This is a genomic window from Shewanella sp. POL2 (genome assembly GCF_000282755.1).
Lineage (GTDB): Bacteria > Pseudomonadota > Gammaproteobacteria > Enterobacterales > Shewanellaceae > Shewanella > Shewanella xiamenensis.
In genome coordinates this window covers 1-14937 of sequence record NZ_AKZL01000102.1, presented here as the reverse complement: position 1 = coordinate 14937, position 14937 = coordinate 1, and the positions used below count along the sequence as shown (strand labels likewise).

General features: G+C 46.9%; 12 protein-coding genes and 1 pseudogene. 5 read left to right on the top strand and 8 right to left on the bottom strand.

Annotated elements, in window-relative coordinates; genetic code table 11:
* Nucleotides 1–155: 155 nt before the first annotated feature.
* From SHEWPOL2_RS19220 to lptD, 7 genes are all read right to left on the bottom strand, one after another.
* A complete protein-coding gene (locus tag SHEWPOL2_RS19220) occupies nt 156–2177 on the bottom strand; it encodes a methyl-accepting chemotaxis protein (protein ID WP_037430780.1) in 2022 nt (673 codons plus the stop codon).
* A 97-nt stretch (nt 2178–2274) separates the two neighbouring features.
* Nucleotides 2275–3099 carry a symmetrical bis(5'-nucleosyl)-tetraphosphatase gene (locus SHEWPOL2_RS19215; RefSeq protein WP_037430778.1) on the bottom strand — a complete coding sequence of 275 codons (825 nt, stop codon included), beginning with the start codon at nt 3097–3099 and terminating at the stop codon, nt 2275–2277.
* A gap of 21 nt (nt 3100–3120) precedes the next feature.
* A complete protein-coding gene (gene apaG / locus SHEWPOL2_RS19210) occupies nt 3121–3501 on the bottom strand; it encodes a Co2+/Mg2+ efflux protein ApaG (RefSeq protein ID WP_037421420.1) in 381 nt (126 codons plus the stop codon).
* 52 nt (nt 3502–3553) lie between these two features.
* Complete coding sequence (gene rsmA, locus SHEWPOL2_RS19205; RefSeq protein WP_037421417.1) at nt 3554–4360, bottom strand: 16S rRNA (adenine(1518)-N(6)/adenine(1519)-N(6))-dimethyltransferase RsmA; 807 nt, start codon at nt 4358–4360, stop codon at nt 3554–3556.
* A 14-nt stretch (nt 4361–4374) separates the two neighbouring features.
* Nucleotides 4375–5361, bottom strand: coding sequence for a 4-hydroxythreonine-4-phosphate dehydrogenase PdxA (gene pdxA / locus SHEWPOL2_RS19200; protein WP_037421414.1), 987 nt, complete (start codon nt 5359–5361; stop codon nt 4375–4377).
* Nucleotides 5362–5367: 6 nt separating this feature from the next.
* Nucleotides 5368–6672 (bottom strand): peptidylprolyl isomerase SurA, encoded by a 1305-nt coding sequence (gene surA, locus SHEWPOL2_RS19195; RefSeq protein ID WP_037430775.1) that lies wholly within the window; start codon nt 6670–6672, stop codon nt 5368–5370.
* Between the two features lie 221 nt (nt 6673–6893).
* Nucleotides 6894–9191 carry an LPS assembly protein LptD gene (gene lptD / locus SHEWPOL2_RS19190; protein WP_037430773.1) on the bottom strand — a complete coding sequence of 766 codons (2298 nt, stop codon included), beginning with the start codon at nt 9189–9191 and terminating at the stop codon, nt 6894–6896.
* Nucleotides 9192–9348: 157 nt separating this feature from the next.
* On the opposite strand from lptD, the gene SHEWPOL2_RS19185 reads away from it, so the two are divergent.
* From SHEWPOL2_RS19185 to SHEWPOL2_RS19165, 5 genes and pseudogenes are all read left to right on the top strand, one after another.
* On the top strand, nt 9349–10398 hold the full coding sequence (locus SHEWPOL2_RS19185; RefSeq protein ID WP_037430772.1) for a phosphotransferase: 1050 nt from the start codon (nt 9349–9351) through the stop codon (nt 10396–10398).
* Nucleotides 10395–11066 (top strand): N-acetylmuramate alpha-1-phosphate uridylyltransferase MurU, encoded by a 672-nt coding sequence (gene murU / locus SHEWPOL2_RS19180; RefSeq protein WP_037430771.1) that lies wholly within the window; start codon nt 10395–10397, stop codon nt 11064–11066. The genes SHEWPOL2_RS19185 and murU overlap by 4 nt, the downstream gene beginning before the upstream one ends.
* A 104-nt stretch (nt 11067–11170) precedes the next feature.
* Nucleotides 11171–11960 (top strand): annotated as a pseudogene (gene djlA / locus SHEWPOL2_RS19175) (co-chaperone DjlA).
* A gap of 55 nt (nt 11961–12015) precedes the next feature.
* Nucleotides 12016–12660: an outer membrane beta-barrel protein gene (locus SHEWPOL2_RS19170; RefSeq protein WP_011718023.1), complete on the top strand. Its 645-nt coding sequence runs from the start codon at nt 12016–12018 to the stop codon at nt 12658–12660.
* Between the two features lie 46 nt (nt 12661–12706).
* A complete protein-coding gene (locus tag SHEWPOL2_RS19165; protein ID WP_037430768.1) occupies nt 12707–13660 on the top strand; it encodes a D-2-hydroxyacid dehydrogenase in 954 nt (317 codons plus the stop codon).
* Nucleotides 13661–13992: 332 nt separating this feature from the next.
* Here SHEWPOL2_RS19165 and SHEWPOL2_RS19160 read toward each other — a convergent pair.
* The coding region (locus SHEWPOL2_RS19160) for a hypothetical protein (protein WP_037430766.1) at nt 13993–14937 on the bottom strand (945 nt) is incomplete at its 5' end.

The window sequence follows — 14937 nt, the reverse complement described above, 5'->3', positions numbered from 1 at the left end:
TGTCGTTTAGGCCGTTTTTACCGAATATTGAGCTGAGTTCCGAAATTGCATTTATAGCATTTGGCTGCGGTATAGCCTGATAACCTAGTTCAAGGGAAAGCGCAAGCCAAAGAAAAGGGCCGCGACAGCGACCCTATTTATACCTGAGTGTTTGCTTACACTCTAAATTCACCGACAGAAGCTTGTAGCTCTTCGGCAAGCTTAGCCACTTGGTGGCTTGATTGGGCGGTTTGATCTGCGCCAATCGCGGTCTCTTCCGAAATTGCTGCAATATGTTCTAGTTTTTCAGACACTTGTTGGCTTACTAAATTTTGTTCCTGCGCGGCGTGGGCAATATGGGTGCCTGCATCATAGGCTTTATGCACCGACTGGCTGATGGTCTCTAGGGCAAGGTTGGCTTGTTCTGTTTTTGCTACGCAGGCATTGGCTTGGGCACGGCCCATATCCATCGCAGCCACTGCTTGCTGTGCCCCTTGCTGCAATACCTCAATCATTTGTTGAATTTCACGGGTCGAGACTTGGGTTCTTGATGCTAGGCTTCTTACTTCGTCGGCGACGACCGCAAAGCCACGGCCTTGTTCACCCGCCCGCGCGGCTTCAATGGCCGCGTTTAATGCCAATAGGTTCGTCTGTTCGGCAATGCCGCGGATCACATCCAAAATCGAGCCAATTGAGGCGCTATCCGATTGGACCTTGTTAATCACTTGGCCCGCTTTAGCCACTTCTTCCGCTAAGGCCAGAATAGTGTGTTTATTTTCCTCGGCAATAGCACGCATATGCTTAGCTTCTTGATCAGCTTGTTTAATTTGTGCGAGTGCATCATCGGCACTCATCGACACTTGTTGCGCGCTGGAGCTTAATTCTGTCGTTGCAGTAGCCACTTGATCGACTTGATTCTTTTGTTCTTGGATACCCGTGGTGGTTTGTGCGGTGATTGCAGAGGTCTGTTCAGCTGCGGCGGCAAGCTGGTTTGAACGATCTAAAATACCCGCAATTAAGCCGCGTAAACTATCGACCAAGCGATTACAGTTTTTGGCAAGTTCAGCAAACTCATCGTGACCTGAATCATCTAATTTATGGGTTAAATTACCTGAAGCGAGCACATTCAGCGCATTGTTTACTTGGTTCAGCGAGCGTTTTAGGGGCGTGACTACGGCAAAGCTGATAATAACGGCGACAACAATTGCGATAAGCACCACAATCATAGTGCGGATACTGGCTGCATCAATTTGAGCAATGGTTTCTTGGCTCATTTGTGCCGCAACCGCTTCGATATTATTGCTCACTTCTTCCATGTTACGATCGATGATTTTAGCGTCTTTCTCAATAATGCTGAGTTGATTCGATGCCGCCAGTGCGTGGTTCAGCTGGCTCGCTTTGAGTTGCACCATAGAATCTGAGCCTTCGAGGAGTGCCAGTACTTTTTTAATATCTTGGTTAATCGATTCTAAGGTATCAGCTTCAATAATACCCTGCGCATGGCGGTTAACGTATTCGAGCTTATTTTTGCTTTCGCTAAGAATGTAATCAAGTTCCTTGGAAATGAGTTCGTGTTTACTCATTTCTTCGTTTGTCACCAAATCAGCAATGGTGGTGATGATATTCCCCATGCTGCTATCAATTGCACTGGCTGAAGCTGCAAGACTCTGGGCATCAGGGTTTTGGCTATTTTCTAAATCGATAATATCGAGCAGTACCGATGAGGCATCATCGGCGGCATTTTCGAGTTTCTTTTTTAAATTGATAAGCTGTTCTTGTTTGCTTAACGCGGCTTCTCGCTCGGTAAGCATGGCCAAACTATCCCGCTCAAAGGTAGAAAAGCTTGTATTTAATTGAGAAATCAATGATGACAAGTTGTTTTGCTTTTGAACAAGCTGGTTGAGATTGCTGATCTCATTTTTAAACTGGGCGCTATGGTCGTTAAATACTTTACGGATATCGGGAATGAGCCGAGATTTTGGGGCATGGTAAGCGATTAATACTTGACGCTGTTGCTCACTTAGGGACTCGGTTAAATGATTGGTCGATTTTAGGGCTGGTAGGCTGAGTTCTTGCATCATCGCCGAACTATCTTTGAGGCTAATGTTTGTCAGGTAAGAGGTAAATCCTAACAACACAAGTAAAAGCGTGACTATGCTAAACCCGCCAATGACTCGGGTGGCTACATTAACTTTCATAGGATACTCCGGTTATTATTATATTATTCCGAATGAAAAGATTATTAAATTCAGGGCTTAGACGCACTGTCGTTTATCGACCAAAGTTAAGGTTAGTTTAACTCTTTTTTAACTTTTTTTGGGTAATTTTTTGGTCTTTTTCAAGATGCCATAAGGTGAGGTATTCTCCCCAGCAACAGCCTGTATCGAGTGCTTTTAACTTAGGATCTTTCACTTTTCCCATCAATGCAGCCCAATGTCCAAACACTAATGTGTGACTTTGGCGTAACGCCGACGTAAATTCAAACCACGGGCGAAGCTGTGGATTACTGCAATTTTCTGGTGGCTGTTTACAATCAAAATCCAAATGACCATCGATATACAAATAACGCATGCGGGTCAACGCATTAATACAAAATCGCAGCCGATTTATACCAATAGCACTTGGGTCCCAACGTTCTGCAGTGTCGGTATACATTTGGCGAATGAGAGCATCGAGATAATCATTTTGCTGTAGGGCTTGGCTAACTAGTTGGGATTCTTGCTTTAATTGTTCTAATGACCATTGCGGTGGCACGCCAGCATGGGTCATGATGACGTTATGTTCTGGCAACTCCCGCATTAGGGGTTGCTGCCTAAGCCAGTCGATAAGGCTCGAAATATCCGGTGCGTTTAATAGTGGTGTGAGGTTATCACTGGGTTTATCCCGCTTAAGTTTGCCATGCAGGGCCAGTAAATGCAGATCGTGGTTCCCGAGAACCGTTTTACCCGCATCACCTAGAGATTGAAAAAAGCGCAGTGTCGCTAATGAATCTGGACCTCTAGCGACAAGATCACCCACCGCCCACAGTTCATCGCGGGATGGATTAAAGTCGACTTTAGCAAGTAATTTTTGGAGTTCGGCAAAACAGCCTTGGACATCACCAACAAAATAATGGGCCACAGTATCCTTTCTTAAATTAAATCAGTGTAATAAACCAGGGGTCGCTAAACGGAAGGGCTTAATGGTTGCCTTAAAACGTTCGCCAGATTCGCTGACCATACCATAAGTTCCATACATAATGCCAAGAGGCGTATCGAGTACTGTGCCACTGGTATATTGGTAGGCGGTATTGGGTGGAATGCTTGGGGTTTCGCCGACAACTCCTGCACCTTGTACTTCAGTCATTTTGCCGTTCGCGTCGGTAATGATCCAGTGACGGGTTTCGAGTTTTGCGGTCTGCTCACCGAGGTTGATAATGGTGATAGTGTAGCTAAAGAGGTATTTCTGATCCTCTGGCGAGGATTGTTGTTCAATATACTCGGTTTTGACTTCGACTCGGATAGAGTTATCCAATACGCTCATGTGAGTTCCTACAATGATATTGGGCACCTAAGTGCCCATCAAACTTAACTGCTTAAGCCTGCTTATCACATACCATATTCGCCATTGCAACATATTGTTCAACGGAGATTTGTTCTGGACGCAGGTTGTGATCGATACCTAACTGTTCGAACTCTTCATCACTTAACACTTGTTTGAGGTTATTACGCAGTGTTTTGCGGCGCATATTGAATGCCGTGGTACATAGCTGGCGTAGCACATTCACATCTTTACAGGGGAAGGGTTTTTCTGCATAGGGCAAAAGGCGCACTACGGCAGAATCCACTTTCGGTGGCGGCGCAAAGCTATGGGGTGGTACTTCGAGTACGGGGACCACTTGGCAAAAATATTGTGCCATAACCGTTAATCTGCCATAGGCTTTCGTGCCTGGACTTGCAGATAAACGCAGCACTACTTCCTTCTGCAACATAAAGTGCATGGTTTCAATCAGTTCGGCAAACTCGAACAGATGGAACATTAACGGAGTTGAAATATTGTAAGGTAAGTTACCAAAAACTTTGAGTTTTTTACCTGGGACAACCAACTGACTAAAATCAAACTGCAATGCATCGCCCTGATGAATGGTGAGCTTATCCTTAAGTACTGGGTGATGCTGCAAGCGCTCAACCAAATCGCGGTCTAACTCCACTACGGTGAGATTGTCTATCGAGGAGGCGACTGGCTCCGTTAAAGCGCCAAGGCCTGGGCCGATCTCTACCATCACATGGTCGTTATCGGGGGCGATCGCACCCACAATGCGGTTAATCACATTGTTATCAGTTAAGAAGTTTTGTCCGAAACGCTTTCTGGCCGTGTGGCCTAAATGTACTTTGCTACTCATTAATATCTAATCGTTTAGTTTTTTGAGGATAACTCAATGGCTTTATTCAAGGCGCAGACAAAACTGCCGATATCGGCTTTGCCAGTTCCCGCAAGATCGAGCGCCGTACCATGGTCAACCGAGGTACGGATATAAGGCAAACCCAAGGTAATGTTTACCGATTTACCAAATCCTTGTGACTTTAGAACGGGTAAGCCTTGGTCATGGTACATGGCCAAGACGACATCCGCGTCCTGTAAATATTTAGGTTGGAACAGGGTATCGGCGGGTAGAGGGCCGACAATGTTCATTTGATATTCTTCACGCAGTTCATTCAGTGCCGGAATAATCACATCGATCTCTTCACGCCCTAAATGTCCGTCTTCACCCGCGTGTGGGTTTAAGCCACAGACATAAATCTTAGGGGAAGCAATGGCAAACTTGCTGATAAGGTCAGCGTGTAAAATCTTGATAATATGATGTAAGCGTTGGCGTGTAATGGCTTTAGCAACATAAGCCAGTGGAATATGAGTGGTCACCAGTGCCACTTGTAAACCTTGAGTTGCTAACATCATCACTACATCGGGGCAGTTAGCCTGATGGGCAAAAAACTCGGTGTGACCACTAAAGGAAATCCCTGCTTGATTGATGATCCCCTTATGCACTGGGCCTGTGACTACGGCATCAAACTCGCCACTCATGTTTTTTTCACCTGCGTAACGCAGAGTCTCAACCACATAGGTACTATTTTGCTCATCAAGTTGCCCACAAACGGCTTCAGTGACGAGCTTGAAGGGGGCGATTGTCAGCGTACCTGCTGCTTGAGGTTTTGGGGCCTGATCAGGCAAATAGGGGCGAAAGGTAACATGAAGGCCAAGTCGTTTAGCCCGGCTGGCTAACAATTCAGGATCCGCACAAACGACTAACTCAGCAGGCCAAGCCTGCTGAGCCAGTTGCACGACTAAATCGGGGCCGATACCCGCAGGTTCTCCGGGGGTAACGGCAATACGTTTAGTGGTCAATTTACCTTAACCTCGATTAGACTCAGGCTGAAAGACTTCAATGTATGCGTCGGCACGCATTTCGTCTAGCCAGTTTTGCAGTTCTTCGTTAAATTTGCGACGGAAAATCAGTTGGTGCGCACGGTTAGTATTAAATTGATCCGTGGCATCGGTTTTTCTACGCTCTTCTAACTGAGTGATATGCCAGCCGTGGGTAGTACGGAAAGGCTCACTGATCTGATCAGGACTTAAACTATTAAGTGTCTGCGCAAATTCTGGCACATAAATACCTGGCTCTGCCCAACCTAACTCGCCCCCCTTAGTCGCTGAACCCGGATCTTCAGAGTATTGACGGGCTAAATCTTCGAATTTAGCTTCGCCTGAACGAATTTGCTTCAGGAACTGTTCTAACATGGCCTTAGCGCGATCTTCCGACAGAATTGGCGATGGCTTGAGCAGGATATGACGCGCTCTCACTTCTTCAATTTCTTTGGTTTGTAAACCACGAGCATCCATAATCTTGATGATATGGAAGCCAGCACCGCTTTTAATTGGGCCGATAATATCGCCTTTTTTGGCGCCATTAATGACTTCAGCAAACAGGGTTGGCATCTCGTTGATGTTCATATAATCCCAAATACCGCCTTCAAGTGCTTTAGGGCCAGATGAAGAGGCGATAGCGGTGCGGCGGAAATCCTCACCACTCTTTAAACGTTCAAGCACGGCATTGGCGCGTTTGCTTGACGCTTCGAGTTGTTCACTAGTGGGATTATTGGGTACATCAATCAGGATATGGCCGATTTGGTATTCGACGTCCTTCATGCCTTGCTCTTGGATCAGTTTCACTAGGCCAGTGATTTCCTGTGGTGAAACTTGGATACGGCGTTGTACTTGAATACGTTGGATTTCACCTAAGGTGATTTCTTCACGCAGTTGCTCACGGTATTGGCCGAAGCTTAACCCTTCGCTCTCAATTTTTTGCTGCATTTGCGTCACGGTCATTTTTTGTTCGCGCGCAATGTTTTCAATTGCTTGGTCTAACTGTAGGTCACCAATATGTAGACCAATGCGATCCGCCATTTGTAATTGCAGACGAGTCAAAATTAATCGCTCGATAACCTGGGTGCGCAGTGCACTGTCGGAGGGTAACGATTGATTCGCGGCCTTAGCATTGGCTTTAACCGTGTCAATCATATTGGTGATTTCACTTTCGAGCACAATACCGTCGTTGATTTGAACGGCAACACGGTCGAGTGGCTGGGGAGCTGCCATGGTTGGCTGGCTGATAGCGAGTGCAAATAAAGCAAAAATCAGATGTTTACTGGGTTTCATCCACAAAATCCTTGGCACGTTCTAAGGTCAGATTCGACGGCTTATTTAAGTTAACTTTACCATTTATATCGAAATTACAGTGAGTTGCCTAAATGTTCTTTTGTTGGTAACTCTTAAAAGATGCGTCACTCAATTCAGTTATTGGGTCAACGCACAGCTTTCATTAACTTGTTTGGACTCTCAGTCCTTGTTGAGGTTCAGCAATCTACCACAATTCTTTGCTAATTCCTCAGATAAAGCGGTTTTCTGTAGTTAAACAGACCATCATTGAGCATATCCGTTACACCTAATGGACCAGAACCACCGAGCCCTTTGATGACTAAGTTGAGGTACACACCACGCTCAAATTGCTCGCGCTCATCGATAATGGCTGAGCCGATGTTGTCATCGTAGTTGGTTTTAATGCGATAGTGATAACTGAGGCGGATTGCATAACAGCATGATTCATATTGGAAACCTGTATAGGTTTCTATGCTACGACTCTCGTTGAGGTCATAGTACCAGTTGCCAACAAAATAGAGGCTGTCATTGATAGGCCAAGCTCCGCGAACACCTGCTTGGGAGATATTAACCAAATCGTTAGTGTTGGAGTTCAGTAGATCGGGTACATAACGATAGCTTAATTGCAGTAGTTTGTTGGCTTCAGGACGGAAGTCTAAGGTGACTTCGGTCTTTTTATTGTCACTGGTGTTGGTATCGTACTGAATGGCCGCGCCTAAATACCAGTCTTGGCTTAAACGAGTATCTAACTCAGCCGCCAATACTGAAGTTGATTGATTTTGCTCAAAAATATTATCTTCGAAGCCTAGCTTACTGTCTTGAAGATAGAAGATTTGTCCGAGACTGAATTTGGTCGCTTCTTGGTTATGGTCATCGAAGAAACGAGTTGTAATACCAAGAGTCACTTGGTTGGCATCGGCGATACGGTCAAGGCCAGAGAAGCGGCGATCTCGGAATAGACCAAAGTAGTCGTCCTGCAATTGGGCGGTATCGTAAATACCAATGCCCCGTTGATCCTCATAACCTACATACAGATACTGGAATTGAGGTTCGAGTGTTTGGCGATAATTTTGCTCAAATAGCTCGGTAAAACGTTCGAAGTTGATTTGCCCGTTGATACGCACCTGAGGAATGGTACGGCTCACAGTGTCATCTAAGGTATCAAATTTAGTGTTATTTTTGTCCTGCCAATAGTTAGTTTGCATTAACTTTAATTGGCTCGTCAGTGAGCCTGAAGGACCATGGATTGGCAGTGTTAGGCTGGGCGCCATATGCAAACGTGTTGCTGTGTTTACATCGTCATCTTGGTGGGCAAAATTGGTCAGCTCTGAGTTAAAACCAAAGTCCAAGTTGTTCCAAAAGTCGGCGGCACGGTAGTTAAAGTTAACCTGTGGCATGACTTGGTATGGCTTTTCATCTTCGCCCAGTACTTTAATATCCTGCACCCGAGTGCTGATATCCCAATCACGTTCGAAGTAACTCACTTCGCCAATCCGTGATAATTGGTTATCGGTCGCACGGTTAACATCAGACTTTAAGTCGTTGAAATAGTTGTTATCCGAAACTTCAGTAAAGTTAGTCAATACTCGCCAGTTTTTATCGATAGCTCCCTGGTGTTGCCAGTTATACAGGTAACGATTTGGGCTGCCGCCGATCATTCGATCACTGCCTAGATATTCAAAATTCAAACGGCCATTTTGAGCTTCACCCGCGAGATAACGAAACTCAGTTTTAGTGAATAACCCGCGGTTAGTCATATAGTTTGGCGTAAATGTCAGGTCGTATTCCGGTGCAATATTCCAATAGTAGGGCGCTGACACCTCAAAACCGTTGGTGGTGCTGGTGCTAAAGCTTGGATAGAGGAAGCCTGTTTTACGTTTGTCTGAAACCGGAACCGTCATATAAGGGATGTAGAACACCGGAATATCGGCCACTCGCAGCTTGGCATTCCAGATCTCGCCCCATTCTTCTTCGCTGTTGATCTTAATTTTTTCGGCTTCAAGCAACCAAGAGACGTTGTCAGGCGGACAGGTGGTAAAGTTCGTATTGGTTAAAATCAGGTTGTTGTTTATGGTGATTTGCAGTTTTTCTGCATCACCGTGCACCTGTTGCCCGTGCAGCCAATACTGTGCGCCTTTGAGGGTGGCACGATTGCTGCGCATTTGCGCCTGTAGCGAGTCTGCGGTAACGGTAAAATTGCTGTCTTGGAAGACTAAGTTGCCATTAGCATCAAATTGTTCTGTGGCTTGATCGAGGATGGCTTCATCGGCAGCGATGTGTCTATCGCCTTGGCTGAAGACCACATCACCGGTAAAAATCGCTTGCTTACCCATTTCAGCTTTTGAGCGGTCTGAAGCTATTCGAATTTTTGCTTGTTCAGCCGCACTCAACCCCGGTTGAGATACGATACGAGGTACTGGCGGTTCGATTAGGCATTGTGATGCTGAGGTTGCGGGAGATTCGTCTGCCAGGACTAATTTAGGTAACAGGCTCAAGGCCAGAAGGTAACGGATCTGCATCTTAGGTCAATAATAATGATTTCTTAGTCTGGACAAGTATCGACGGGGAAAGTTGCAAACTACAAGTGCAACGCAGCAAATAAATCTCTCAATTTCTTAGCTGTTTCCAAATTATATGCCAGCTATAATAAAGTAATTTTTCTATAAGAGCCATGAAATGACTTTATCCGATCCGAGATTTATTTCCCTTAATCAGTGGCTGAACCGTTATTTTTCCTATGATGTGACCCCGATATTGATTTCGGGTGATGCTAGTTTTAGACGCTATTTCCGCGTCGTTGTGCGTGATGCTAGCTATATTGTCGCTGATTCTCCGCCCGCCTTAGTGCCTATCGCACCTTTTATCGCCCTCGCCAGTGGCTATGCGGCGGCGGGACTGACAGTTCCAAAAGTGATTACTTCCGATGCCGAGCAAGGTTTTATGCTACTGAGCGATCTGGGGGATACCCAGTTATTGTCTGTACTTACGGACGATAATGTCGCCGATTATTACCGCCGCGCATTGGCATTATTGCCTCAAGTCGCCTCAGTGGTTGAGAGCTTTGATCCTGTCACAGGCAACACGCAGCCCTTGCCTTTATATGATGAGGCGTTTGTGCGCCGTGAGCTGGGGATCTTTACCGAATGGCTGTTAGAGAGGCATTTACAGCTCGAACTTAGCCATGAGGAACGCTTACTGCTGGAGAAGAGTTTTGGCCTCTTAGTAGAAAATGCCCTCGCTCAGCCAAAAGTGGGGATGCACCGGGATTTCCATAGCCGTAACTTGATGCTAAAAGAGGGTGAGCTGTGCGTAATTGATTTTCAAGATGCGGTGTTAGGCCCTGTGACCTATGACGCTGTGTCTTTACTGCGGGATTGCTATATCCGTTGGCCGCAAACCATGGTGCTGGAATTAATGCAGCAGCATTATCAGCAAGTGCTTGAGTTAGGGCAAATTCCGGCGCAGACATCCTTTACCCAGTACCAAACTTGGTTTGATTTAATGGGGCTGCAGCGCCATATCAAGGCCGCGGGTATTTTTGCCCGTTTACACTATCGTGATAACAAGCCCGCCTATATGGCCGATATTCCGTTAACCTTGTCCTACATTGTGGATATTGCCAGTGTTTACCCTGAGTTGGCACCGTTTTCCGCTTGGGTGCAATCGCGCGTTGTGCCTGCGTTTGCGGCCAAGGGAAAGGATACTCAGCAGGGAGACAAGCAATGAAGGCGATGATCCTGGCGGCAGGCAGGGGAGAGCGTTTACGCCCATTGACTGACTCTTTACCAAAACCCCTAGTACCGGTGTTAGGTAAGCCGCTGATTGTGTACCATATCGAGAAGTTAGCTGCGGCGGGTATCGTGGATATCGTGATAAATCACGCTTGGCTTGGGCATAAGCTTGTCGAAACCTTAGGGGATGGTCATGCCTTTGGGGTCAAGATCCAATATAGCGCCGAAGCATCGGCACTCGAGACCGGTGGCGGAATTAAACAAGCCTTGCCTCTGCTGATAACGGATGGCGACTCGGATGCACCGTTTTTAGTGCTCAATGGTGATGTGTTTATCGATGCCTTGCCGACGATTGTCCCCTTAGCGGATACAGCTCTGGCGCATTTATGGTTGGTGCCGAATCCCGAGCAACATCCTAACGGTGACTTTGCCTTGGAGCAGGGCCTTGTACGTGAACAGGGTGAGCAAAAATACACTTTCTCTGGCATGGGCTTATATCGCCCATCATTATTTGACGGCACGCCGGATGGTGCCTTTGCCCTTGGGCCTTTGCTGCGGACTAAGATGGCCGATGGCCTGATCACCGGAGCACACTTTAATGGACTCTGGTGCGATGTTGGGACGATTGCACGTCTGCAAGCATTGGAGTCCGCGCTGGCGTAATAGCAAGGCATATCGCCTAACGCACAATGTTTGGCGCCTGAGTGAACGGTTTCACTCGCGATGTCGATTGAGTGACTGAATAAATTATCAAATTGGGAATTAAGATGCGCCTTTGGGGTAAGTTTTTTGGATTTGTTATCGGGTTTATGTTTGGCCGTATTTTCGGTGCTCTGCTGGGCTTATGGCTTGGGCATCTCTACGACAAGCGCGCCGGTGGTGGCGCCAGTTTTAGTCAGATCCTAGGTCAAGCCAAGAATCGACAGGGGATATTCTTTAACACCACCTTCGCCGTGATGGGCCATGTGGCCAAGGCGTCGGGTCGAGTGACTGAGACCGATATTCGTATCGCGACTATGTTGATGGACCAGATGCGCTTAACGGGTGAAGCCCGTAAAGAGGCGCAGCAGGCGTTCCGTGAGGGTAAAGAGCCCGACTTTGACCTGCGTAGCAGCCTGCAAGCCTTTCGCGCCGTGACCCAAGGCCGTCAAGAACTGGTGCAAATGTTTATCGAGATCCAAATTCAAACCGCCCTATCGGACGGTGAGCTCGATGCCGCAGAACATGCAATTCTGATGACGGTGGCCCAAGAGTTAGGTTATGGTCGTGGGCAACTCGATGAATTACTTAAACGTTGGCAAGCGGAAATACCGTTTCCACCAAACCTCTAATGGAAATAAAACCTCGATTACCGACGCCTATCATTTGCTTGGCATTAATGCCGAGGCAACGGATCAAGAGGTCAAGCGGGCTTACCGTAAGTTGATGAACGAACATCATCCCGATAAATTGGTTGCTAAGGGGTTACCACCCGAGATGATGGAAATTGCCAATCGTAAGGCGCAGGATATCCAAGCTGCGTACGACAGAGTGAAATCGGAGCGCGGCATGCGCTAATGCTTCGGTTAACGTTGTCTACGCAAGGAATAATAACGATAGATAAGGGATTAAGATGAAATACGTTAACCGATTAAGTGTGATTGCAGGTTTATTACCTCTAACCCTCGCATTACCAACCTATGCCGAACCCGAGCTGTTTGTCGCCCCCTACGGTGGTTACAGCTTTGGCGGCAGCTCGTTCGATATCAATGAACTCGATGCGAACAACGCTGAAACCAATAATAAGCAGAGTGTGGGTATTGAAGAGGCGAGCCATTACGGCCTCATGTTAGGGATTGGCACTAACGATCCCGGCAATATTTACCTGCTTTACAGTCGCCAATCCTCCGAGCTGAAAAGCGGTGGCCTGTTTACCCCAGACTTAGTCGCCTCCTTAGATGTGGACTATATCCACCTTGGCGGCACTTTATTCTTCCCAAGTGGCGATTTTCAGCCCTACATTACCGCCAGTGCCGGGGTGACTCGGATGATGCCCGATGATTGGTCAACTGAAACCCGTTTCTCCATGGGCATTGGTGGTGGCGTCGAATATCGTATGATGCAAAACTTTGCGTTGTTTGCGGATCTGCGTGGCTATGCGACCTTTATTGACAGTGACACCTCACTTTTTTGTAATGAAGACCAATGCTTATGGCATGTCACATCGGATGTAATGTGGCAAGTGCAAGCCAATCTTGGGGTCAAACTCAGTTTTTAATTTTCCTGCTTTATGGGCAAGGCGCAAACGCAGTTAAGAGGTAAAGATGAAAATAGTCGTACTCGATGGTGAAACCTTAAATCCTGGGGATCTAACCTGGCAAGCGGTCAGCGCATTAGGGGAATTTAGCTGTTTTGCTCGCACGCCCTCGGCGGAGATTATCCCCCGCGCTCAGCATGCCGAAATTGTGCTCACCAACAAGACGCCCCTCGATGCCAACACCTTAGCCCAACTGCCTAAGCTTAAATATATCGGCGTGCTCGCCACCGGCACTAACGTGGTGGATCTTGCCGCCGCAAAAGAGTTAGGTATTGTGGTCACCAACGTACCCGCCTATGGCCCTGATGCCGTTGCGCAAATGGTGTTTGCCCATATTTTGCATCACACGCAAGCGGTTGCAGCGCACCATCAAGCCGTTGCCGCAGGGCAATGGAGTAATTGCAGTGACTTTTGTTTTACTTTAATGCCGCTGCAATCCCTTAAAGGTAAAACCTTAGGCTTGATTGGTTATGGGGATATTGGCCAGCAGGTGGCTAAACTCGCTTTAGCTTTCGGTATGAAGGTATTAGTCAATACCCGCACTCAGCCCCGCGATTTACCCCAAGGCGTGAGTTGGACATCACGCGATACGGTATTCAAGGAGTCCGATATTCTCTCGCTCCATTGTCCACTCACCCCAGAGACAACCGAGCTGATTAATGCCCAAACCCTCGAATTAATGAAGCCGCAGGCGCTACTGATCAACACCGCACGCGGCGGCTTAATCGATGAGGCCGCTCTGGCGGCCGCATTAACGCAGGGCAAAGTCTTTGCCGGCGTCGATGTTCTCTCAACCGAACCACCGAGTGCAGATAATCCGCTACTAACAGCACCCAATATCAGTATCAGCCCCCACAATGCCTGGGCAACCAAAGAAGCACGGCAGAACCTACTCAATATCGCAACGGCAAATCTCAGCGCTTATCTAGCTGGCGAGCGAGTTAATTGGGTGAATCCATAAGGCTTATGGGTTAGAGGATTAATTATAAAAATTAAATAGTTAACGCATGTTGATGCTTGGGAACTTAGCTCCTAAACACTGAATTATCGTGAGCCATGGTATTCGCTCATCGACACGCAGCGAGTCCATCCTTGGATGCTCGACCGCCCCATCCTTGGGGCGGACGGTCGTCTCGCTAATCACCATGACTCACCCTTTTAGCATCCGTGTAGCTTGCAGGTTTTAAAGAAACACACAGCATGCTTTGGGACATAAAGCGTGCTATGTTTTGCGCGAAATTATCTCCATTTCGGATAAACAAAAATAATCCTAAACGCTGAGTCGTGAGCAACTTAAGGATGTAACGCTTGGCTTGAGGCTTTACCTTTACACCATTTGCCACTGTTATGCTGCTTTTTAAATGCGCACATGCTATCCCATCGACCACTTATGCCACTGTATTGACGACGAAACTCTTTGGCTGATGTGAGCCACGCATCGGGCGCAATACCTAATTCATGGAGCAGCTTAGGTCTCTGGTTATCGATATAGCCTTTCTTATCAAGGCGAATGGCGCGGCCTGTCCAATCAATCAGTTCGAGATAATCGGCAAAATGAAATGGAATGCCCACTTGCTGATTCTGGTGAGCTGCGCCATCGAATTGGACGAGATACTTGTGAAGAATATGAGCTTGATTGGTTGCGGAGTCAGTTTGTGGCGTTGAGATAGCTAATGGGCGCTTGGGTGAATCTAGCGAGTTAATTCGCTCCTGAATCGATGTAAAATCAGAGGATTGCAAAGAATCGGCAATGCCTGCTCTGATTGGATTTAAATCCACATACATCATACAGGCCAGTAGTGCTTGCTCATCTAACAGTGCTTGCGATTTAAAACGACCTTCCCAAAATGCGCCTTTGCACTCATCTTCACGATTAGCCTTACGGGCAATTTCTTCGTTTAAACAACGCATAAACCAAGAAATACTGCTTAATCGTTCATGCCACTCGGTAATTAAGCCATCGAGCAACATGCGTTCACCTTCGATTAATGCATCACCATTCATATACTTAGTCGCGACTGCATGGCCTTTAGTGATTTGGCACCAACGGCTGATAATGTCTTTTTGCGTTAAGGATTTGGCCTTATCGACATCTATTTTAAGCACTAAATGATAGTGATTGCTCATCACCGCGTAAGCGCAAATATCCACACAAAATATCGCAGACAAGGCTTTGATTTTATGAACAATCCAGCCACGTCGATGTTCGTAACTGCGCCCTGAAAACTTATCCTCACC

Bases quoted from the DNA above. Each gene is read 5' to 3' on its own strand.
- surA (WP_037430775.1), bottom strand. From the start codon at position 6,672: ATGAAACCCAGTAAACATCTGATTTTTGCTTTATTTGCACTCGCTATC.
- SHEWPOL2_RS19170 (WP_011718023.1), top strand. From the start codon at position 12,016: ATGAAATACGTTAACCGATTAAGTGTGATTGCAGGTTTATTACCTCTA.
- SHEWPOL2_RS19165 (WP_037430768.1), top strand. From the start codon at position 12,707: ATGAAAATAGTCGTACTCGATGGTGAAACCTTAAATCCTGGGGATCTA.
- murU (WP_037430771.1), top strand. From the start codon at position 10,395: ATGAAGGCGATGATCCTGGCGGCAGGCAGGGGAGAGCGTTTACGCCCA.
- lptD (WP_037430773.1), bottom strand. From the start codon at position 9,191: ATGCAGATCCGTTACCTTCTGGCCTTGAGCCTGTTACCTAAATTAGTC.
- SHEWPOL2_RS19185 (WP_037430772.1), top strand. From the start codon at position 9,349: ATGACTTTATCCGATCCGAGATTTATTTCCCTTAATCAGTGGCTGAAC.
- rsmA (WP_037421417.1), bottom strand. From the start codon at position 4,360: ATGAGTAGCAAAGTACATTTAGGCCACACGGCCAGAAAGCGTTTCGGA.
- SHEWPOL2_RS19220 (WP_037430780.1), bottom strand. From the start codon at position 2,177: ATGAAAGTTAATGTAGCCACCCGAGTCATTGGCGGGTTTAGCATAGTC.
- apaG (WP_037421420.1), bottom strand. From the start codon at position 3,501: ATGAGCGTATTGGATAACTCTATCCGAGTCGAAGTCAAAACCGAGTAT.